This is a genomic window from Enterobacter cloacae complex sp. IR5428 (assembly GCF_049238585.1).
Taxonomy (GTDB): Bacteria; Pseudomonadota; Gammaproteobacteria; order Enterobacterales; family Enterobacteriaceae; genus Enterobacter; species Enterobacter intestinihominis.
Window position 1 is genome coordinate 354,194 of the sequence record NZ_JBMKHV010000002.1, and the last position, 19,694, is coordinate 373,887.

25 protein-coding genes are annotated in these 19,694 nt (G+C 57.7%); 14 read left to right on the top strand and 11 right to left on the bottom strand.

Going from position 1 to position 19,694, the window contains the following annotated elements:
- The first annotated feature begins 28 nt into the window (after nucleotides 1–28).
- From rsmE to ruvX, 4 genes are all read left to right on the top strand, one after another.
- Nucleotides 29–760, top strand: a complete 732-nt coding sequence (gene rsmE / locus ACOTXC_RS04025; RefSeq protein WP_421767424.1) for a 16S rRNA (uracil(1498)-N(3))-methyltransferase — start codon at nucleotides 29–31, stop codon at nucleotides 758–760.
- Between the two features lie 31 nt (nucleotides 761–791).
- Entirely contained in the window at nucleotides 792–1,739 is a 948-nt protein-coding gene (gene gshB, locus ACOTXC_RS04030) for a glutathione synthase (protein ID WP_199126774.1), read from the top strand.
- 74 nt (nucleotides 1,740–1,813) lie between these two features.
- Nucleotides 1,814–2,374 carry a YqgE/AlgH family protein gene (locus tag ACOTXC_RS04035; RefSeq protein WP_022649353.1) on the top strand — a complete coding sequence of 187 codons (561 nt, stop codon included), beginning with the start codon at nucleotides 1,814–1,816 and terminating at the stop codon, nucleotides 2,372–2,374.
- The gene (gene ruvX, locus ACOTXC_RS04040) at nucleotides 2,374–2,790 is read left to right on the top strand and encodes a Holliday junction resolvase RuvX (protein ID WP_006811925.1); all 417 of its coding nucleotides are present in this window, start codon (nucleotides 2,374–2,376) and stop codon (nucleotides 2,788–2,790) included. The genes ACOTXC_RS04035 and ruvX overlap by 1 nt, the downstream gene beginning before the upstream one ends.
- A gap of 10 nt (nucleotides 2,791–2,800) precedes the next feature.
- Here the strand turns inward: ruvX and ACOTXC_RS04045 are convergent, their stop codons facing one another.
- Nucleotides 2,801–3,781, bottom strand: a complete 981-nt coding sequence (locus ACOTXC_RS04045; protein WP_165715821.1) for a type IV pilus twitching motility protein PilT — start codon at nucleotides 3,779–3,781, stop codon at nucleotides 2,801–2,803.
- A gap of 17 nt (nucleotides 3,782–3,798) precedes the next feature.
- On the opposite strand from ACOTXC_RS04045, the gene ACOTXC_RS04050 reads away from it, so the two are divergent.
- From ACOTXC_RS04050 to ACOTXC_RS04075, 6 genes are read left to right on the top strand one after another with little or no spacing between them, the layout of a single operon-like run.
- Nucleotides 3,799–4,500, top strand: a complete 702-nt coding sequence (locus ACOTXC_RS04050) for a YggS family pyridoxal phosphate-dependent enzyme (RefSeq protein ID WP_023298569.1) — start codon at nucleotides 3,799–3,801, stop codon at nucleotides 4,498–4,500.
- A gap of 21 nt (nucleotides 4,501–4,521) precedes the next feature.
- Nucleotides 4,522–5,088, top strand: coding sequence for a YggT family protein (locus ACOTXC_RS04055; RefSeq protein WP_003860024.1), 567 nt, complete (start codon nucleotides 4,522–4,524; stop codon nucleotides 5,086–5,088).
- Complete coding sequence (gene yggU, locus ACOTXC_RS04060; protein ID WP_022649356.1) at nucleotides 5,085–5,381, top strand: DUF167 family protein YggU; 297 nt, start codon at nucleotides 5,085–5,087, stop codon at nucleotides 5,379–5,381. The genes ACOTXC_RS04055 and yggU overlap by 4 nt, the downstream gene beginning before the upstream one ends.
- A gap of 3 nt (nucleotides 5,382–5,384) precedes the next feature.
- A complete protein-coding gene (locus tag ACOTXC_RS04065) occupies nucleotides 5,385–5,978 on the top strand; it encodes an XTP/dITP diphosphatase (protein ID WP_022649357.1) in 594 nt (197 codons plus the stop codon).
- On the top strand, nucleotides 5,971–7,119 hold the full coding sequence (gene hemW, locus ACOTXC_RS04070; protein ID WP_303756186.1) for a radical SAM family heme chaperone HemW: 1,149 nt from the start codon (nucleotides 5,971–5,973) through the stop codon (nucleotides 7,117–7,119). The genes ACOTXC_RS04065 and hemW overlap by 8 nt, the downstream gene beginning before the upstream one ends.
- Before the next feature lie 56 nt (nucleotides 7,120–7,175).
- Entirely contained in the window at nucleotides 7,176–7,538 is a 363-nt protein-coding gene (locus ACOTXC_RS04075) for an endonuclease domain-containing protein (protein WP_023306916.1), read from the top strand.
- Between the two features lie 67 nt (nucleotides 7,539–7,605).
- Here ACOTXC_RS04075 and ACOTXC_RS04080 read toward each other — a convergent pair whose 3' ends face one another.
- Genes ACOTXC_RS04080 through trmB form a run of 3 tightly spaced genes read right to left on the bottom strand, consistent with a single transcriptional unit; the run spans nucleotide 7,606 to nucleotide 9,425 of the window.
- Nucleotides 7,606–8,322 carry a DUF2884 domain-containing protein gene (locus ACOTXC_RS04080; RefSeq protein WP_022649360.1) on the bottom strand — a complete coding sequence of 239 codons (717 nt, stop codon included), beginning with the start codon at nucleotides 8,320–8,322 and terminating at the stop codon, nucleotides 7,606–7,608.
- 57 nt (nucleotides 8,323–8,379) lie between these two features.
- Nucleotides 8,380–8,706, bottom strand: coding sequence for a YggL family protein (locus ACOTXC_RS04085; protein WP_003862421.1), 327 nt, complete (start codon nucleotides 8,704–8,706; stop codon nucleotides 8,380–8,382).
- Nucleotides 8,706–9,425, bottom strand: a complete 720-nt coding sequence (gene trmB / locus ACOTXC_RS04090; protein ID WP_022649361.1) for a tRNA (guanosine(46)-N7)-methyltransferase TrmB — start codon at nucleotides 9,423–9,425, stop codon at nucleotides 8,706–8,708. The genes ACOTXC_RS04085 and trmB overlap by 1 nt, the downstream gene beginning before the upstream one ends.
- Before the next feature lie 144 nt (nucleotides 9,426–9,569).
- On the opposite strand from trmB, the gene mutY reads away from it, so the two are divergent.
- From mutY to ACOTXC_RS04110, 4 genes are all read left to right on the top strand, one after another.
- Complete coding sequence (mutY, locus tag ACOTXC_RS04095; protein ID WP_169313206.1) at nucleotides 9,570–10,622, top strand: A/G-specific adenine glycosylase; 1,053 nt, start codon at nucleotides 9,570–9,572, stop codon at nucleotides 10,620–10,622.
- A gap of 26 nt (nucleotides 10,623–10,648) precedes the next feature.
- Nucleotides 10,649–10,921 carry an oxidative damage protection protein gene (locus ACOTXC_RS04100; RefSeq protein ID WP_003862425.1) on the top strand — a complete coding sequence of 91 codons (273 nt, stop codon included), beginning with the start codon at nucleotides 10,649–10,651 and terminating at the stop codon, nucleotides 10,919–10,921.
- A gap of 124 nt (nucleotides 10,922–11,045) precedes the next feature.
- A complete protein-coding gene (gene mltC, locus ACOTXC_RS04105; protein WP_032621902.1) occupies nucleotides 11,046–12,122 on the top strand; it encodes a membrane-bound lytic murein transglycosylase MltC in 1,077 nt (358 codons plus the stop codon).
- A gap of 291 nt (nucleotides 12,123–12,413) precedes the next feature.
- On the top strand, nucleotides 12,414–13,670 hold the full coding sequence (locus tag ACOTXC_RS04110) for a nucleoside permease (RefSeq protein WP_022649364.1): 1,257 nt from the start codon (nucleotides 12,414–12,416) through the stop codon (nucleotides 13,668–13,670).
- 81 nt (nucleotides 13,671–13,751) lie between these two features.
- Here the strand turns inward: ACOTXC_RS04110 and citG are convergent, their stop codons facing one another.
- The 7 genes from citG to ACOTXC_RS04145 are packed head-to-tail and all read right to left on the bottom strand — an operon-like array spanning nucleotide 13,752 to nucleotide 19,684.
- Complete coding sequence (citG, locus tag ACOTXC_RS04115; RefSeq protein WP_400174504.1) at nucleotides 13,752–14,555, bottom strand: triphosphoribosyl-dephospho-CoA synthase CitG; 804 nt, start codon at nucleotides 14,553–14,555, stop codon at nucleotides 13,752–13,754.
- Complete coding sequence (citX, locus tag ACOTXC_RS04120; RefSeq protein WP_022649366.1) at nucleotides 14,533–15,072, bottom strand: citrate lyase holo-[acyl-carrier protein] synthase; 540 nt, start codon at nucleotides 15,070–15,072, stop codon at nucleotides 14,533–14,535. Before citX ends, citG begins: the two co-directional genes overlap by 23 nt.
- 2 nt (nucleotides 15,073–15,074) lie before the next feature.
- The gene (gene citF / locus ACOTXC_RS04125) at nucleotides 15,075–16,592 is read right to left on the bottom strand and encodes a citrate lyase subunit alpha (protein WP_421767425.1); all 1,518 of its coding nucleotides are present in this window, start codon (nucleotides 16,590–16,592) and stop codon (nucleotides 15,075–15,077) included.
- 10 nt (nucleotides 16,593–16,602) lie between these two features.
- Entirely contained in the window at nucleotides 16,603–17,478 is an 876-nt protein-coding gene (gene citE / locus ACOTXC_RS04130; protein WP_023298576.1) for a citrate (pro-3S)-lyase subunit beta, read from the bottom strand.
- Entirely contained in the window at nucleotides 17,475–17,768 is a 294-nt protein-coding gene (citD, locus tag ACOTXC_RS04135; protein WP_023298577.1) for a citrate lyase acyl carrier protein, read from the bottom strand. Before citD ends, citE begins: the two co-directional genes overlap by 4 nt.
- 16 nt (nucleotides 17,769–17,784) lie before the next feature.
- The gene (citC, locus tag ACOTXC_RS04140; protein ID WP_022649369.1) at nucleotides 17,785–18,807 is read right to left on the bottom strand and encodes a [citrate (pro-3S)-lyase] ligase; all 1,023 of its coding nucleotides are present in this window, start codon (nucleotides 18,805–18,807) and stop codon (nucleotides 17,785–17,787) included.
- Between the two features lie 13 nt (nucleotides 18,808–18,820).
- A complete protein-coding gene (locus ACOTXC_RS04145; RefSeq protein ID WP_015571851.1) occupies nucleotides 18,821–19,684 on the bottom strand; it encodes a fumarylacetoacetate hydrolase family protein in 864 nt (287 codons plus the stop codon).
- Nucleotides 19,685–19,694 lie beyond the last annotated feature (10 nt).

Below are 19,694 nucleotides of genomic sequence, written 5' to 3' on the forward strand. Positions count from 1 at the left end.
TATCGCATGACACATGGAATTTCTGACTATGCGCATCCCTCGCATCTATCACCCTGAACTGATTACCCCAGGCGGCGAAATCGCCCTGTCTGATGATGCCGCAAACCACGTAGGCCGCGTGCTGCGCATGGGCGCAGGCCAGGCGATTCAGCTCTTTGACGGCTCTAATCAGATTTTTGACGCTGAAATTACGCGCGCCGATAAAAAAAGCGTGCACGTGAAGGTGCTGCGTGGCGACGTGGACGACCGGGAATCCCCGCTGCACATTCACCTTGGCCAGGTGATGTCGCGCGGGGAAAAGATGGAGTTCACCATTCAGAAATCCATTGAACTGGGTGTAAGCCTCATTACGCCACTTTTTTCTGAGCGCTGCGGCGTTAAACTGGATGCGGAACGTGTGAACAAAAAGATCCAGCAGTGGCAGAAAATTGCCATTGCAGCCTGTGAACAGAGTGGCCGCAACCGCATCCCGGAGATCCGCCCGGCGATGGATCTGGAGGACTGGTGTGCAGAAGAGGAAAGCGGGCTTAAGCTTAATCTTCATCCGCGCGCCAGCGCCAGCATCAATACGCTGCCGCTGCCCGTTGAGCGTGTACGCCTGCTGATTGGCCCGGAAGGCGGCCTGTCGGCTGACGAAATCGCCATGACGGCGCGTTACCAGTTTACTGATATTCTGTTGGGACCTCGCGTTCTGCGCACTGAGACAACGGCACTCACCGCCATTACCGCCCTACAGGTGCGATTTGGCGATCTGGGTTGAAGCAAAGCCTGACCCATAACCGGAGAAGAACATGATTAAGCTCGGCATCGTGATGGACCCCATCGCAAACATTAACATTAAGAAAGATTCCAGCTTCGCTATGCTGCTGGAAGCGCAGCGTCGCGGCTATGAACTCCACTATATGGAGATGAACGATCTGTACCTGATCAACGGTGAAGCCCGCGCACGTACCCGCATCGTTAACGTCGAGCAGAACTACGAAAAATGGTACGAATTCGGCACCGAGCAGAATATTGCCCTGGCCGACCTTAACGTCATCCTGATGCGTAAAGATCCGCCGTTCGACACCGAATACATTTACTCCACCTATATCCTTGAGCGTGCCGAAGAGAAAGGCACGCTGATCGTCAATAAGCCGCAGAGCCTGCGCGACTGCAACGAGAAGCTCTATACCGCATGGTTCTCTGACCTGACGCCGGAAACGCTGGTCACCCGCAGCAAAACGCAGCTGAAAGAATTCTGGCAGAAGCACGGCGACATCATCATGAAGCCGCTGGACGGCATGGGCGGCGCATCGATCTTCCGCGTGAAAGAGGGCGACCCGAACATTGGCGTAATTGCCGAAACGCTGACCGAGCTGGGGACCCGCTACTGCATGGCGCAAAACTATCTGCCGGCCATTAAAGACGGTGACAAGCGTGTGCTGGTTGTAGACGGCGAGCCGGTGCCTTACTGCCTGGCGCGTATCCCGCAGGGTGGTGAAACCCGTGGCAACCTGGCGGCCGGAGGCCGTGGCGAACCGCGTCCGTTAAGCGAAAGCGACTGGGAAATTGCCCGCCGCGTCGGCCCTACGCTGAAAGCCAAAGGCCTGATCTTCGTTGGCCTCGATATCATCGGCGATCGTCTGACCGAAGTGAACGTCACCAGCCCGACCTGCATTCGTGAAATCGAAGCGGAATTCCCGATCTCGATCACCGGAATGCTAATGGACGCTATCGAAAAACGTTTACAGAAATAACCTGTGACAGCGCCTGTGTTTATCCCCATACTGGGCGCTGTCGCTTTTTAAACCAGGAAACAGTACCTCTGACAATGAATTTACAGCATCACTTTCTTATTGCCATGCCTGCTCTCCAGGATCCGATTTTCCGCCGCGCCGTGGTCTATATTTGCGAATACAACGAAGACGGCGCAATGGGGATTATCATCAATAAGCCGCTGGAAAACCTTCAGGTCGAAGGCATTCTGGACAAGCTGAAAATCCCTGCTGAAGCGCGGCTGCCGGAAATCCGTCTTGATAAACCGGTGATGCTCGGCGGACCGCTTGCAGAAGATCGTGGCTTTATCCTGCATACCCCGCCGGTTTTCTCGTCCAGCATTCGTATCTCCGATAACACCGTCGTCACCACCTCTCGCGATGTGCTCGAAACACTGGGCACGGCAAATCAGCCTTCTGAGGTGCTGGTTGCGCTCGGCTACGCTTCCTGGGAAAAAGGGCAGCTGGAACAAGAAATTCTGGACAACGCCTGGCTGACGGCCCCTGCGGATATGAATATCCTGTTTAAAACCCCTATCGCCGATCGCTGGCGTGACGCGGCAAAACTGATTGGCATTGATATTCTGACCATGCCTGGCGTTGCGGGGCACGCGTAATGAGCGGCACCCTTCTCGCTTTTGACTTCGGCACCAAAAGCATCGGCGTCGCTGTGGGTCAACGGATCACCGGCACCGCCCGCCCGCTCACAGCGCTGAAAGCTAACGACGGCACGCCGGACTGGAACCTTATTGAGCGCTTGCTCAAAGAGTGGCAGCCGGACGACGTGATTGTCGGTCTGCCGCTGAACATGGACGGCACCGAGCAGCCGCTTACCGCCCGCGCACGCAAGTTCGCGAACAAAATTCATGGCCGCTTTGGTGTCTCCGTTAAGCTGCACGATGAACGTTTGAGCACCGTCGAGGCACGCGCTGGCCTGTTCGAGCACGGTGGCTTCCGGGCGTTGAACAAAGGCAGCGTGGATTCAGCTTCAGCCGTCATTATCCTCGAAAGCTATTTCGAACAGGGTTACTGAGCGCCGGGGCCTACAGCCGCCCCTGCGCCCGTCGCTCCGCCAGACTCTGCTCAAAGTTCTGCATCCCCGCCTGCTGCCCCGTTTGAATAATGCCCGGCAGTTGCCAGGTTTTGCCTTCGCGGATCAGGTTTGCCGCCGCCGACGTATTCACCAGTAGCTCATACAGCGCCACGCGCCCGCCCTGGACATCCTGACGCAGCTTCTGCGCCAGTACCGCACGCAGGCTTCCCGCCAGCTGATTACGAACCGGATCTTTCTCCTGCGCCGGGAAGGTATCGACCAGGCGCTCGATCGCCTGCGCCGCACCGCGCGTGTGCAGCGTGGCCAACACCAGATGGCCAGTCTCAGCCGCCGTCAGCGCCAGGCGTATCGTCTCGCTGTCGCGCAGCTCACCAAGCAGAATCACATCCGGATCTTCACGCAGCGCACTGCGCAGGGCCTCGGCAAAGGACGGGCTATGCTGGCCTATCTCCCGCTGCCGGATGAGGCAACGTTCACTCTGGTACATAAACTCCACCGGATCTTCCAGGGTCAGAATGTGCCCGTCCGTATGGTGATTGAGAAAATCGACCATCGCGGCCAGGGTGGTCGATTTCCCGCTGCCGGTGGCGCCGGTGACCAGAATCAGGCCATTGTCATTGGACAAAAGCTCCGGGATCGCGCGCGGCACGCCTAACGTAGAGAGCTGCGGACACGTTAGCGGCAACAGGCGTAGCGCGATCGAAACGCCGTGCATATGCTTAAACGCACTGCCGCGCAGCCGCTGACCGCCTGTGAGGGTAACGGCAAAATCTACCTGCCCGTTTGCCCACCAGGCACCCTGCTGCTCGTCGTTGAGCCACGCTTTTAATAACGCCTCCACATCCGGGGGCGGAAACGGCGCAGGTTCAAGACGGCCTGACCTGCGCCAGCGCGGTGGTGAATCACTGCACAGGTGTAGATCGGAGACGTTATGCTTTACACTAAGGGCCACAATTTCTTCCACATCCATAGACAACTCCTCGGAAAATGAACGACATTGCGCATAACCTGGCACAGGTCCGGGACAAAATCTCAGCCGCGGCAACGCGTTGCGGCCGTGCTTCAGAAGAAATTACGTTGCTTGCAGTCAGCAAAACCAAGCCTGCGAGCGCCATCGCAGAAGCGATAGCCGCCGGTCATCGTGCCTTTGGTGAAAACTATGTGCAGGAAGGCGTAGATAAGATTCGCGCTTTCCGGGAGCGGGGAAATACAGACCTGCAGTGGCACTTTATCGGTCCGCTACAGTCGAACAAAAGCCGTCTGGTAGCAGAGCACTTCGACTGGTGTCACACCATCGATCGTCTGCGTATCGCTACCCGTTTGAGCGACCAGCGCCCTATGGAGATGCCAGCGCTTAACGTGCTGATTCAAATCAACATCAGTGATGAAAACAGCAAGTCCGGCATTACGCTGAGCGAACTGGATGCGCTGGCGGCGGACGTGGCGGCGTTGCCGCGCTTAACCCTGCGCGGACTGATGGCCATTCCGGCACCAGAGTCAAGTTATGAAAGGCAGTTTGCCGTAGCACAGCAAATGGCTGTAGCATTTGAGGCGCTTAAAGCGCGCTATGACACGGTAGACACGCTTTCTCTGGGCATGTCGGACGATATGGAAGCCGCCATCGCGGCAGGCAGCACCATGGTGCGCATCGGCACAGCAATTTTCGGTGCGCGCGATTACACCCAATAATAAGGAAACCTGAGGAACGCCATGAAGACGTTGACTTTCCTGCTTTCAACGGTCATTGAACTGTATACGATGGCGCTGCTACTGCGCGTCTGGATGCAGTGGGCCCGTTGTGATTTTTACAATCCATTCTCACAATTTATCGTGAAAATCACGCAGCCCATTGTGGGGCCGCTTCGCCGCATCATTCCGGCAATGGGGCCGATTGACAGCTCATCTCTGCTGATGGCGTTTATTCTGAGCGTTATCAAAGCGATCGTGCTGTTTATGGTCATCACTTTCCAGCCGATTATCTGGATTTCAGCCGTTCTGATCCTGGTTAAAACCGTCGGCTCGCTGATCTTCTGGGTCCTGCTGGTGATGGCGATTATGAGCTGGGTAAGCCGGGGCCGTAGCCCGGTGGAGTACGCGTTGATTCAGCTGACTGAACCGTTACTGCGTCCGATCCGTAGCCTGCTGCCTGCGATGGGCGGAATCGACTTCTCCCCGATGCTTCTCGTTCTGCTGCTGTACGTGCTGAATATGGGTATCGCGGAACTGTTACAGGCGACGGGTAATATGCTGCTGCCGGGGCTGTGGATGGCGTTATGAGTGCAGTTAGCCCCTGCGCCGACGGGCTGGTTTTACGGCTGTACATTCAGCCGAAAGCCAGCCGCGACAGCATTGTTGGGCTGCATGGCGACGAGCTAAAAGTCGCCATCACTGCCCCGCCCGTTGACGGCCAGGCGAATGCGCATCTGACTAAATATCTGGCAAAACAGTTTCGCGTCGCTAAAAGCCAGGTCATCATTGAGAAAGGTGAACTTGGCCGGCATAAACAGGTAAAAATCCTTAACCCGCAATCTATCCCGACGGAAGTCGCGGCTCTGACAAAACAGGACTAAACCATGCAGAAAGTTGTTCTCGCCACCGGTAATGCCGGTAAAGTGCGCGAGCTGGCCTCGCTATTACATGATTTTGGGCTGGACGTGGTGGCTCAGACCGAGCTGGGCGTGGACTCCGCCGAAGAGACCGGCCTGACGTTTATCGAAAACGCCATTCTGAAAGCGCGCCATGCGGCGCAGATCACCGGGCTGCCCGCGATTGCCGATGACTCCGGTCTGGCCGTGGATTTTCTGGGCGGTGCGCCGGGGATTTACTCCGCCCGCTATTCCGGGGTGGACGCCACCGACCAGCAGAACCTGGAAAAGCTGCTTGTGGCCCTGAACGACGTCCCTGACGAACAGCGTACCGCGCAATTCCACTGCGTGCTGGTCTACATGCGTCACGCGGAAGATCCCACGCCGATTGTCTGTCACGGCAGCTGGCCGGGCGTGATCACCCGTGAAGCGGCGGGCAACGGCGGCTTTGGTTACGACCCGATTTTCTTTGTCCCGACCGAGGGCAAAACCGCTGCGGAACTCACCCGCGAAGAGAAAAGCGCGATCTCCCACCGTGGACGCGCCCTGAAACTGTTACTGGAAGCACTGCGTAATGGCTAATTTGCCGCCTCTGAGTCTTTATATTCACATCCCATGGTGCGTGCAGAAATGCCCGTACTGCGATTTCAACTCGCACGCGCTGAAGGGCGAAGTGCCGCACGATGATTACGTCGCGCATCTGCTGACCGATCTGGATGCCGATGTACCGTACGCACAGGGACGTGAAGTGAAGACCATTTTTATTGGTGGCGGTACGCCGAGCCTGCTTTCAGGCCCGGCGATGCAGACGCTGCTGGACGGTGTGCGCGCACGCCTGAACCTGGCAGCGGATGCTGAAATTACGATGGAAGCCAACCCGGGCACCGTTGAGGCCGACCGTTTTGTCGAGTATCAGCGCGCGGGCGTGAACCGTATCTCCATCGGCGTGCAGAGCTTTAGCGAGCCAAAGCTGAAGCGTCTGGGGCGCATTCATGGCCCGGAAGAGGCAAAGCGCGCGGCGAACCTGGCAACGGGGCTTGGGCTGCGCAGTTTTAACCTCGATTTGATGCACGGCCTGCCGGATCAGTCGCTGGAAGAAGCGCTGGACGATTTGCGTCAGGCAATTGAACTGAACCCGCCGCATCTGTCGTGGTATCAGTTGACCATTGAACCGAACACCCTGTTTGGTTCCCGTCCTCCGGTGCTGCCGGACGATGACGCGCTGTGGGATATCTTCGAGCAGGGCCACCAGCTTTTGACCGCGGCGGGGTATCAGCAATACGAAACCTCGGCGTATGCGAAGCCGGGCTATCAGTGTCAGCACAACCTGAACTACTGGCGCTTTGGTGATTATCTGGGGATTGGCTGCGGGGCACACGGCAAAGTGACCTTCCCGGACGGGCGCATTCTGCGTACTGCCAAAACGCGTCATCCGCGCGGGTTTATGGAAGGCCGCTACCTGGAGCGTCAGCATGACGTCGAGGCGGTGGATAAGCCGTTTGAGTTCTTTATGAACCGCTTCCGTCTGCTGGAAGCCGCACCGCGCGCGGAGTTTGCGCTCTACACCGGGTTGTCAGAGTCGGTGATTCGTCCGCAGATTGACGAGGCGTTGGCGCAGGGGTATCTGACCGAGTGTAATGAGTACTGGCAGATCACCGAGCACGGTAAGCTGTTCTTAAACTCCCTTCTTGAGCTGTTCCTCGCTGAAAATCCTGAAGGCTGATTCAGGATTTTACATCCCGTTCTGCTGGTTGAGGGAAAGGCTGGCAGAGTGTGGGGATGGAAATTACTCGTTCTTATGCAAAACAGCTCAGACGTGAGCTGACAAAAGAAGAAAGGCGGCTTTGGTATCTACTGCGCAGCCGCCGTTTCGAAAATTATAAATTTCGTCGACAGCATCCGGTAGGTAATTACATTCTGGATTTCGCCTGCTGCGCGGCTCGTCTGGCTGTTGAGCTGGATGGCGGGCAACATGATGAGAATCAGGAATACGATCGTCAAAGGACGCTCTGGCTAAATCGAAAGGGCTGGTACGTCATTCGTTTCTGGAACAACGAACTCTGGGATAACGAAGAGGTGGTGTTAGAAAAGATCCTTGAAACACTGCAAATGCTGCAACCCTCACCCCGGCCCTCTCCCTGAAAGGGAGAGGGAGCAAACCATCCCCTCGCCCCTTTGGGGAGAGGGTTAGGGTGAGGGGTGAAGTAAATTACTTCAGCGTCCCCACCAGCGCCTTCCGGCTGTCTTCCAGGGACACCACGCGTTTACACACGTCTTTGCCGAACTGCTGGAAATCGGCTTCCTGATTCTTCCACTCGTTCTGAATTGAGGTTTGCAGTCCGCCCAGGCTACCCAGTACACCCTGCAACGGATTACCGCCGCCTTTCAGCACCGCTTTGGCGCCCATCTCGTTGATGCTGTCCTGGAGAATGCCGCCCATCGCCTGGTTCACCAGCTGCTGACCGTCGGCTCGCACCTGATCGATCGCCTTATAGTGGAACGTCAGGCCATCAGAGCGCGTCTCAATAATGCGGTTCATCTGTTCTTTCAGCTGTTTATCCAGCTTCGTCAGGCGGGTGCGCATATTGCTGCTCTCCCCCACCTCTTTGGTGATGATTTTATCCAGCGCCACGCGGCCCTTCTCAACGCGGGTCAGCGCGCCATCGTTTATCCATGGCAGCGCGGTACGCAACTCGGCCTGGTAGTCCATCGCCTGCTCGCGCTGGGCGGCCGTCAGGTTTTGCTGTTTGCCGTTAAACGTCACGTTGCCATCCGGCGTGATCACCAGATTGCCATTCTCGCCCTTAACCTGCACGGTTTGCGGGCTTAATACCACGTCGTCACGCGGGGTGACGCTACATTTATACTCCGCATGGGCGGTGGTTCCGATTGCCAGTAAAGCAACCGCCAGCAACGTTTTACGCATCTTCAACACTCCCTCAGACAAAATGGGCCAGCTAATGCTGGCCCCGTTCTTGCTTTATTAGTCCCACCAAACGTCGAAAAGTTCGCTGACGCGGACATCTTCCAGTTTGTGGTCTTCAAGCCATTTGCGTACCAGCGCCTGATGTTCTTCGGTGCATTTCCCCACTTCCTGGGTGCAAATCAGACCTTCCCACGCCAGATAGCCGCTACCGTCGAAGGCCAGCTTGTTGGGTTCGATCACCTCGTTGATGAACGCATCAACGTCCTGATCGATCTGCTCAACGCTGGTGCCTTCCGGGAAACGCCAGGCAACGGAGAAACCCACTTCCTGGAATTCTTCGATGTGCATCTTTTTACGCAGACGACGGCTACGATTCTTTGCCATTATTTCACCCTCTCGAACATTAAGTCCCATACGCCGTGACCAAGACGATGGCCACGCTGTTCAAATTTTGTCACCGGACGTGAATCCGGACGCGGTACGTAGTCGTTGCTTTCAGACTGATTTTTATACCCGTCCAGCGACGACATCACTTCCAGCATGTGTTCCGCATAAGGTTCCCAGTCGGTCGCCATGTGGAAGACGCCGCCCAGCTTAAGCTTACTTTTCACCAGCTCGGCAAACGGTGCCTGAACGATACGGCGTTTATTATGACGCGCTTTGTGCCACGGGTCAGGGAAAAAGAGCTGAACCATGTTCAAAGAATTGTCAGGAATCATTTTGTGCAGCACTTCCACCGCGTCGTGACACATAACGCGCAGGTTCTCAACGCCCTCTTCATGGGCCGTTGCCAGACACGCACCGACGCCCGGCGAGTGTACTTCGATACCGAGGAAGTTCTGCTCCGGTCGCGCTTTCGCCATAGTGACCAGCGAGGTGCCCATGCCAAAACCGATCTCCAGCGTCACTGGCGCATCGCGGCCAAACAGCTCGGTAAAGTCGAGCGGCTGCTCGCTGAACTCAACGCCCATCACCGGCCAGTAGTTGTCCAGCGCGTGTTGCTGCCCTTTTGTCAGGCGGCCCTGACGGCGGACAAAGCTGCGAATACGGCGCAGCGGGCGACCGTTTTCATCAAATTCCGGTGAAATGACGTCGTTTTTCATAAAAGAGTTGTCTGCTTGTGAGAGTGTACGGGAAACGGGCATTATCCAAAGTTAAGGCTTCTATGCAAGCATGGGAAAGATCCGGTTTACAGCAGATTGACGCTGTGCTGCAATCTGCCTCCCTGATTAAGCGAATCGATGACCATGCAAGCCTCTCAATTTTCAGCCCAGGTGCTGGACTGGTACGACAAATACGGGCGTAAAACCCTGCCCTGGCAAATTGAAAAAACGCCTTACAAAGTATGGCTCTCCGAGGTGATGTTGCAACAAACGCAGGTCGCGACGGTCATTCCTTACTTCGAGCGTTTTATGGCGCGCTTCCCGACAATCACCGATCTGGCCAACGCGCCGTTAGACGAGGTATTGCACCTGTGGACAGGCCTCGGCTATTACGCCCGCGCGCGCAACCTGCACAAAGCCGCACAGCAGGTCGCCACCCGCCACAACGGTAAATTCCCGGAGACCTTTGACGAGGTGGCGGATTTGCCCGGCGTCGGGCGTTCAACCGCAGGCGCAATTCTCTCCCTGTCTTTAGGCAAGCATTTCCCTATTCTCGACGGCAACGTCAAGCGCGTGCTGGCACGCTGCTACGCCGTAGAAGGCTGGCCGGGCAAGAAAGAGGTTGAGAAGCGCCTGTGGGAGATCAGTGAAGCGGTCACTCCGGCGAAAGGGGTGGAACGTTTTAACCAGGCGATGATGGATCTGGGCGCGATGGTCTGCACCCGTTCAAAACCGAAGTGCGAACTCTGCCCGGTAAATAACCTCTGCGTGGCCTATGCGAACCACACCTGGGCGCAGTATCCGGGGAAAAAACCGAAGCAGACGCTGCCTGAACGCACCGGGTACATGCTGCTGATGCAGCATGGCGACGAGGTGTTTCTCGCCCAGCGCCCGCCGAGTGGCCTGTGGGGTGGTCTATACTGCTTCCCACAGTTTGAGGATGAAGCTTCGCTTCGGGCATGGCTTGAACAGCGCGGCATTGCGGCCGATACCCTGACGCAACTCAACGCGTTCCGTCATACCTTCAGCCATTTCCATCTGGATATTGTGCCTATGTGGCTTCCCGTGTCCTCATTCACCTCCTGCATGGATGAAGGCACCGCTCTCTGGTATAACTTAGCGCAACCGCCATCAGTCGGGCTGGCGGCTCCCGTGGAGCGCCTGTTACAGCAATTACGTGTCGGTGCAATGGTTTAGCATCGGCAAGACAAAGAGGAATGAGTATGGCCAGAACCATTTTTTGTACTTTCCTGCAGCGCGACGCTGAAGGCCAGGATTTCCAGCTCTACCCGGGCGACCTGGGTAAACGCATTTACAACGAGATCTCCAAAGAAGCCTGGGGACAGTGGCAGAAAAAACAGACCATGCTGATCAACGAGAAAAAGCTCAGCATGATGAACCCGGAACACCGCAAGCTGCTGGAGCAGGAGATGGTGAACTTCCTGTTCGAGGGTAAAGACGTCCACATCGAAGGCTATACGCCACCGGAAAAATAATACTCTGCGGCTGCTGCCCGGCGGCGCTGCGCTTGCACGGGCCTACGGTTATGTAGGCCGGGTAAGCGCAGCGCCACCCGGCAACAGCAACCTCAAAGCAAACACAACACGCACTCCCGGAATGATGAAAAAACTATTAGCGCTAGCACTTGTTGCGCCGTTGCTTGTGTCTTGTTCTTCCAAAAAGGGCGATAGCTATAACGAAGCCTGGGTTAAGGACACCAACGGTTTTGACATTTTGATGGGGCAGTTTGCCCATAACATCGAGAACATATGGGGATTTAACGAAGTTCTTATTGCCGGACCGAAGGACTACGTTAAGTATACCGACGCCTATCAGACCCGTAGCCACATCAACTTCGATGACGGTACGATTACGATTGAAACCATCGCGGGGACTGAACCTGCGGCGCATTTACGTCAGGCCATCATCAAAACCCTGCTGATGGGCGACGATCCGGGATCTATCGATCTCTACTCTGATGCCGATGACATTACTATCTCCAAAGAGCCGTTCCTGTATGGGCAGGTCGTTGACCAGACCGGTCAGCCGATTCGCTGGGAAGGTCGCGCGACGAACTTCGCAGACTATTTGCTGCAAACGCGCCTGAAAAGCCGCACCAATGGCCTGAAGGTGATCTATAGCGTTACGATAAACCTGGTGCCGAACCACCTCGACAAGCGTGCGCATAAGTATCTGGGCATGGTGCGTCAGGCGTCGCGTAAGTATGGCGTGGATGAGTCGCTGATCCTGGCGATTATGCAGACCGAATCCTCGTTCAACCCGTATGCGGTGAGCCGTTCCGACGCGCTGGGGCTGATGCAGGTTGTGCAGCACAGCGCCGGTAAAGACGTGTTCCGCGCGCAGGGGAAATCCGGTACGCCGAGCCGCAGCTACCTGTTTGACCCGCAAAGCAACATTGATACCGGTACCGCATATCTGGCGATGCTGAACAATGTTTATCTCGGCGGGATTGATAACCCAACTTCACGTCGCTATGCGGTGATCACCGCCTATAACGGCGGCGCGGGCAGCGTCCTGCGCGTCTTCTCGAACGATAAAGTGCAGGCCGCGAACATCATCAACAGCATGGCGCCGGGGGACGTGTACTCCACGCTGACCACTCGCCACCCGTCTGCGGAATCCCGCCGCTATCTGTATAAGGTGAATACGGCGCAGAAGAACTATCGTCGTCGCTAGAAACCAACACCCCCCTCACCCTGCCCTCTCCCCAAAGAGGAGAGGGTGTTCAAGTTCCCTCTCCCCTTTAGGGAGAGGGTTAGGGTGAGGGGGCATCAGACCGCACTCACTCCACCCCACCCATACAAAAATGCTATTTGCATCACAATCCAAACTGCAAATTAATGTGGATTGCATTTTTTTGCGGGAGGTAACAAAACATATCGTTGCCAACTGATAGAATTGCATCAAATAACAACCCTGAATGTTCCTATAACAACATATCTCCCGCTCACTTGTGAGGAAAGTAACATGAACCTTAAGCTGCAGCTTAAAATCTTGTCGTTTCTGCAGTTCTGCCTGTGGGGTAGCTGGCTGACTACACTCGGCTCCTATATGTTTGTGACGCTCAAGTTCGATGGTGCGTCAATCGGTGCCGTCTACAGCTCGCTGGGTATTGCGGCTGTTTTCATGCCAACGCTGCTCGGTATCGTGGCGGATAAATGGTTAAGTGCGAAATGGCTGTATATGCTTTGCCATCTGGTGGGTGCGGGGACGCTGTTTATGGCGGCCGAAGTGACCACGCCGGGGGCGATGTTTATGGTGATCCTGCTTAACTCGCTGGCGTATATGCCAACGCTTGGCCTGATCAACACCATCTCCTACTACCGCCTGAAATCTGCCGGTCTGGATATCGTCACCGACTTCCCGCCAATCCGTATCTGGGGCACCATCGGCTTTATCATGGCGATGTGGGGCGTGAGCTTCGCGGGCTTCGAGCTGAGCCATATGCAGCTCTACATCGGCGCGGCGCTCTCCGTACTGCTGGCGCTGTTCACCCTGACACTGCCCACCATTCCGGTTTCTAACCAGCAGAAAAACCAGAGCTGGAGCACCATGCTTGGCCTGGACGCCTTCGCCCTGTTCAAAAACAAGCGCATGGCGATCTTCTTTATTTTCTCCATGCTGCTGGGGGCGGAACTGCAAATCACCAACATGTTCGGTAATACCTTCCTGCACAGCTTCGATAACGATCCGCTGTTTGCCGGGAGCTTTATCGTTGAACACGCGTCGGTGATGATGTCCATCTCGCAGATCTCTGAGACGCTGTTCATCCTGACCATCCCGTTCTTCCTGAGCCGCTACGGCATCAAGAACGTCATGCTGATCAGTATCGCTGCCTGGATGTTGCGCTTCGGTCTGTTCGCCTACGGCGACCCAAGCGCGTTCGGTACCGTGCTGCTGGTTCTGTCGATGATTGTTTACGGCTGCGCCTTCGACTTCTTCAACATCTCCGGCTCGGTGTTTGTAGAAAAAGAGGTGAAACCTGAAATTCGCGCCAGCGCGCAGGGCATGTTCCTGATGATGACCAACGGCTTCGGCTGTATTCTGGGCGGCGTGGTGAGCGGTAAAGTGGTTGAGATGTATACCACCAACGGCATCACCAACTGGCAGCCAGTGTGGCTGATCTTCGCCGGGTACTCACTGGTGCTTTTCTTCGCGTTCATCGTGCTGTTCAAGTACAAGCACGTACGCGAACCACACGGTGCGCAGCCGATCGCGCATTGATTGTTGTGCCCGGTGGCGGCTTCGCCTTACCGGGCCTACAAACCGCAAACCGTAGGCCGGGTAAGCGTTAGCGCCACCCGGCTATTTTATTCCAGACAGCACCCACCCCACCGACAGCAAATCCGCGCTGCCGCCCGGACTCAGGTTTCGTTCAATCAACGCGTTATCCATCCTAAGTAACGCATCCTGATCCCAGCCGTTCGCCAGCAGCTCCTGTGCATAATCCTGGACGTAGCGCAGCCCTTCAGTGCCGCCGCGCGAAACGAGATTACTGTCCTGGTTGATGGCCATCAGGCGCAATAACAGGTCATGAAGGGTGTTTCCCTTCCACTGCGCCAGCGCCTTACGCACCGTGCTGAAGCCGCTTTCTGCCTCACCGCGCGCGCCGGTTAAACCGTACTGTTGAAACTGTCGCTCTCCCGCCGTTGCCTGCCCGCTGCGCCCGCCCAGTTCCCGCGCCACCAGCCCACGACAGATGTTACTTACCTCACAACAGAGGCTATCCGCAGAGATATTTTTTACACGTCCGGCGGCGAAGCAGAGCAAACCAAGGGCAAAAATCCCGCCCTTGTGCGTGTTCACCCCGCCCGTGGCGGCGTACATTGCCTGCTCACAGGCCATTCCCATCGGGCGGATAATCCGCAACTGCTGATCGGCAGGTTTTTCCGCATGTGCTTCACCCAGTTCCGCAAAACGGGCAAACCACGGCGTAATCGCCGCAATGCTGCGGAGGAATAAGGTATGGTCCATATCGCGATGGGAGCCGTTATTGAGCCTGTCCACCAGCCCCGGTTTGGGCGTCAGCTCCAGCTCCTGCCACAGCGCCTCTGCGGCAAGCGCAGGAACATCAACCGGGCGCGGTTTAGTCGCGAGCAAACCAGTCATCTATCATTTTCTCCACGCGGGAAACCACCTGCTCAACGGGATGGTGCCGAGAACGGGAACAGGCGTGGGCAGGCTCGTCGCAAATCAGACAGCGCCTGAGGTGTGAACCCAACGACTGACGGCCAACGTGGCCGTTTTCAGGGCAGATCACATCCAGATCCCACAGTCTGCCGAGCGGGTGCGTCTGCTCCAGTTCAGCACAGTGCGCTTTAATTTCCGCCGCCGGATGCGCGACGCACCACAGCGCTTCAGGTCCGGTGGGTAGCCAGAGCACCTGGCGGTCCAGCACCTGCCAGCGGTTTTCCCACAGCAGCTGGTCGCACATCTGTAACGCCACGCCCATGGTGTTGCGATAGCGCAGGCTGTCTTTGATTTGCCCGGGCGTGACCAGCGTTAGGGAGATCACCGGTTGTTGATGGTGCGTAAGCCAGTCAGCCTGACGGGCTGCGCGGCGCTCTTTCGCCGCCAGCAGCGCGTCCAGGCTGACACCCGTCCGCACGGGTGTCGCAATTGTCATATTCACTCCTTTACCTGTCGAACGGTGTCGATCACGCTGCCGTCGCGGTAGCGGATCACCCCGACAATTTTGTCGGTGAACTCAATCGGTTTCGGTACGCCGGTCAGGGAAATCGCCCGCTCATAGAGCGCGTTGATATCTACAACCTTCAGGCCTGCTTCCATGAGTCGTTCGCGGATCTCCTGGCGCGCCGGGTTGACCGCAATACCGTGGTCGGTGACCAGCACGTCAATGCTCTCCCCCGGCGTGAGGCGCGTGGTAACGCGCTTCACAACGGTCGGGATGCGGCTTCGCAGCAGCGGCGCGACCACAATGGTCAGGTTGGCTGCCGACGCCACGTCGCAGTGCCCGCCGGATGCGCCGCGCATCACGCCGTCGGATCCGGTGATGACGTTGACGTTAAAATCGACGTCGATTTCCAGCGCGCTGAGGATCACCACGTCGAGCTGGTCGCAGCTTGCCGCCTTGCTGCCGGGGTTGGCGTAGACGTTGGTGGAGATCTCCACGTGGTTCGGGTTGCGCGCCAGCGAGGCCGCTGCCTGGCCGTCAAAGCACTGGGTGTCGAGCAGCTTTTCGATGAGCCCCTTCTCGTGCAAATCCACCAGGCTGCCGGTGATACCGCCAAGGGCGAAGCGCGCCTTCACGCCGCTGCGCTCCATCTTCTCTTCCATAAAGCGGGTGCAGGCGGTCGCCGCCGCGCCGGAGCCGGTCTGCATCGAGAAACCTGGTTTGAAATAGCCTGAGTGCTCAATCACGTCCGCCGCATAGCGGGCAATCATCAGCTCGCGCGGGTTGCTGGTGACGCGCGCCGCACCGACGCTGATTTTCGCCGGGTCGCCCACGCTCTCCACCTGCACGATGTAGTCCACCTGATCCTGCACCAGGCTGGCGGGCATATTCGGGAACGGCACCAGTTCTTCGGTCAGCAGCACCACCTTACGGGCAAAGTGTGCGTCCACCATGGCGTAGCCCAGCGAACCGCAACACGATTTGCCCTGCGTGCCGTTGGCGTTGCCAAACTCATCGCTGCACGGCACGCCAAGAAATGCCACGTCGATATTCAGCTCGCCATCCTGGAGCAGCTTCACGCGCCCGCCGTGGGAGTGAATTTGTACCGGCTCGTCCATCAGCCCGTGGGAGATGGCCTCCGCCAGCCTGCCGCGCATACCGGAGGTGTAAATTCGGGCGATCACGCCGCTTTGAATATGCTCGATCAGCGCGTCGTTGCAGGTCATCAGCGAGCTGGAGGCCAGGGTCAAATTTTTAAAACCCATCCGCGCCAGCAGCGCCACAACGGTGTTGATCACCCGGTCGCCTTCGCGAAAGGCATGGTGGAAAGAGATGGTCATCCCGTCCTGCAAGCCGCTGCGCATGACGGCTTCTTCGAGGGAGGCGCAAAGCTTACGGTTGTGTTTCGCCTCGCTGTCCGCCAGCCACGGCGTCGCGCTGTGGGCGGTATCAAAAGGCTTCAGATCCCGCAGATGGGGGAAATTCACATGGAGAAGTTCTGTCTGATTCATTATGTCATCCTTACCGACGCACGCCGGAGGCTGCCGCGCGCTCCAGCACCACCTGCGCGTGGTTAATAATCGGTGCATCCACCATTTTGCCGTTGAGCGAGACCACGCCCAGGCCGTTACGCTCGCCCTCTTCTGCCGCCTCAATCACCCTTTTGGCGTGCTCCACCTCTTCCTGAGTCGGGGCGTAGGCGTTGTGCAGCAGGTCAATCTGGCGCGGGTTAATCAGCGATTTGCCGTTAAAGCCCATCTTGCGGATCAGGTCGACCTCGCGCAGGAACCCGGCTTCGTCGTTAACGTCTGACCACACCACGTCGAAGGCGTCGATGCCCGCAGCGCGGGCGGCGTGCAGCACGGCGCAGCGGGCGTAGAACAGCTCGGTGCCGTCGCCGCGCTCGGTCTGCATGTCCATCACATAGTCAAAGGCGGCCAGCGCGATGCCGATAAGGCGCGGGGAGCTGCGGGCAATCGCCACGGCGTTGATGACGCCAATGGCCGATTCAATCGCCGCCATCACGCGGGTGGAACCTACTTCACGCCCGCACTCCTGCTCAATGCGCTCGAGGTGGCCTTCCAGCTCGTAGATATCGTCCGGGGTGTCGGTTTTCGGCAGGCGAATCACGTCTACGCCCGCGCGCACGGCGGCCTCCAGATCCAGCAGGCCAAACGGCGTGCTCAGCGGGTTAATACGCACCACGGTTTCGATATCCTGATACATCGGGTGCTGCAACGCGTGGAACACCAGCATGCGTGCGGTGTCTTTCTCGCGCAGGGCCACGGCGTCCTCAAGGTCAAACATGATGGAGTCGGGGCGGTAGATAAAGGCGGTGGAGAGCATGGCGGCATTGGCGCCCGGCAGGAACAGCATACTGCGGCGGAGTTTGCTCATTTCAGCCCCCCCCAGTTGATGGCCTGTTCATCGGCTGCACGCAGAAGCGCGCTTTGCAGGCGGGCGCGGATCACACAGTCCAGCGCCCCTTTGTCTTCAATAATGATTAATCCCTGGTGCACGTTCATGGCGCGCAATGTGTCGTTGACCACCTGGCGTATTTGCTCGCCAAACTGCTTAATCACTTCACTGTGGATGACAATCTCCAGCTCACCGTGAGCGGGGGCGATTTTCACCATCAGGTCGCTGGACTCCTGCGTTCCGGCCAGCGCCTCCCTTACAATATTCATGATAAATTCCTGATAGTTATGCGACTTCCGCACTCGCACGATAATGTGCTTCGAGGTGCGCGAAGGTGGAGTCCGGAACAATCTCCCGGATCCGGGAAAACTGCTGTGTCTTGAGTAAACGGCGCACTTCCGAGGCCGAAATGGCGTTGCCGGTGGCTTTGATGCGCGGCATTTCCACCACGTCGATGTGCGAGGCCAGCAGGTCGTGCAGCGTCTGGTTGTACTGGCGGGTGATATCGCAGAACGGCTCCGAGCCGATGAAGCGGTGCGTGATGCCCAGCGCCGGGGCGATAAAGTCCCGGAAGATCAGCACGTCGATCTCGCTCCACGCCTGCTGCACTTTGCCGGTCTCCTTCAGGAAGTAGGCCGGAAACGTGGCGCGGGAGATGATGTACTGCGAGCCTTCATGCACCACCACGTTCGGCAGATGCGCCACGCCCGCGCGCACCATCTCAAGGCGCGCGCTGAACGGGAAGAACGAGGCGTCTTCACGCACCACGAACAGATGTAGGGCATCGCACTGCGCCGCCGCCTGCTCCACCAGATGACGGTGACCGAGGGTGAACGGGTTGGCGTTCATCACGATGGCACCAATCTTCTCCCCACACTTGCGGCTAGCGCGCAGGGATCGGCAGTAGCGCACGATCCCTTGCGGAGTGTTTTCCATTAGCACCGCGTTGTTCCCGCTCTGGGCAACCGGCCAGAAACCGCTGCGGCCAAAGCGCTCCTTATTACACGGACGGGTGCAGAGGAAGAGGTGAAAATGGCCGCGCTCCAGCGCCGCATTTTCCACCTCTGCCAGCAGACGCGCGCTGAGGTTTTCCCCACGAAGCTGCTCGTTGACCGCCACGCACTTGATGACGTTGGCAGCAAGTCCGGCGCAACCCACCAGCTGCGCGCCGGACCAGGCTTCAACAAACAGCGTGATGTCGTTGTCCAGGCCAAGGCCGCTGTCTGCCAGCAGGTAGCGGATCTGGCTTAAGCGTTCCGGGTGTTTCGCCACAACGGTGTGGCGAAAATCAATGGGTTGCGATTGCATGCTGCCGCCTTACTCAGTGCGCTGCCGCGAGCCCGACGGCTGGCGCTTCCACGATCACGTTGCTCAGATGACCGATATGTTCGATCTCCACCTCAATGCGATCCCCCTCCTTCATAAACAGTGGCGGGTTGCGCTTTTTACCTACCCCGCCAGGCGAGCCGGTGATGATCACGTCGCCCGGGCTGAGACGGGTGAAGGTGCTGATGTACTCGATCAACTCCGCCACCTTGTGGATCATGCTGCTGGTGTTGTCCTCCTGCACCATGCGGCCGTTCAGCCAGGTGCGGATCGCCAGGCTGTGCGGGTCCGGGATCTCATCCGCCGTCGCCATCCACGGGCCGAACGCCCCGGTCTGCCGCCAGTTTTTCCCGGCGGTGAACCAGGTGTGCTGCCAGTCGCGGGCGGAGCCGTCCATGTAGCAGCTGTAGCCCGCCACATGACGCAGGGCGTCGTCGCGGCTGATGTTCTCCCCGCCTTTGCCGATGATCACCGCCAGCTCGCCTTCGTAGTCGAACTCGCTGGAGTGGCGCGGCTTCAGCACCGGCTCGTTGTGGCCGGTCTGTGAATCCGGGAAGCGGACAAACAGGGTCGGGGCCGGGTTGTGCTGGTCAAACTCCTTGCGCTTGTCGGCATAGTTCATGCCCACGCAGAGAATTTTTTCCGGCTGGACAATCACCGGTAAGAAGGTGATGGCGTTCAGCGGTACATCCACCGCGTCGTTCAGAAAACGGGTGGCCTGCGCCAGCCCGTTCCCCTGCAACAGCGCTTTAAGGTCGCCATAGCGGTCGCCCAGGCGGCGGCCTAAATCAATCACGCCCTCGGCCTGAACGATGCCGTAGCTGCGTTTACCCTGGTATAAAAAGCTTGCGAGTTTCATTGTTCTTTCC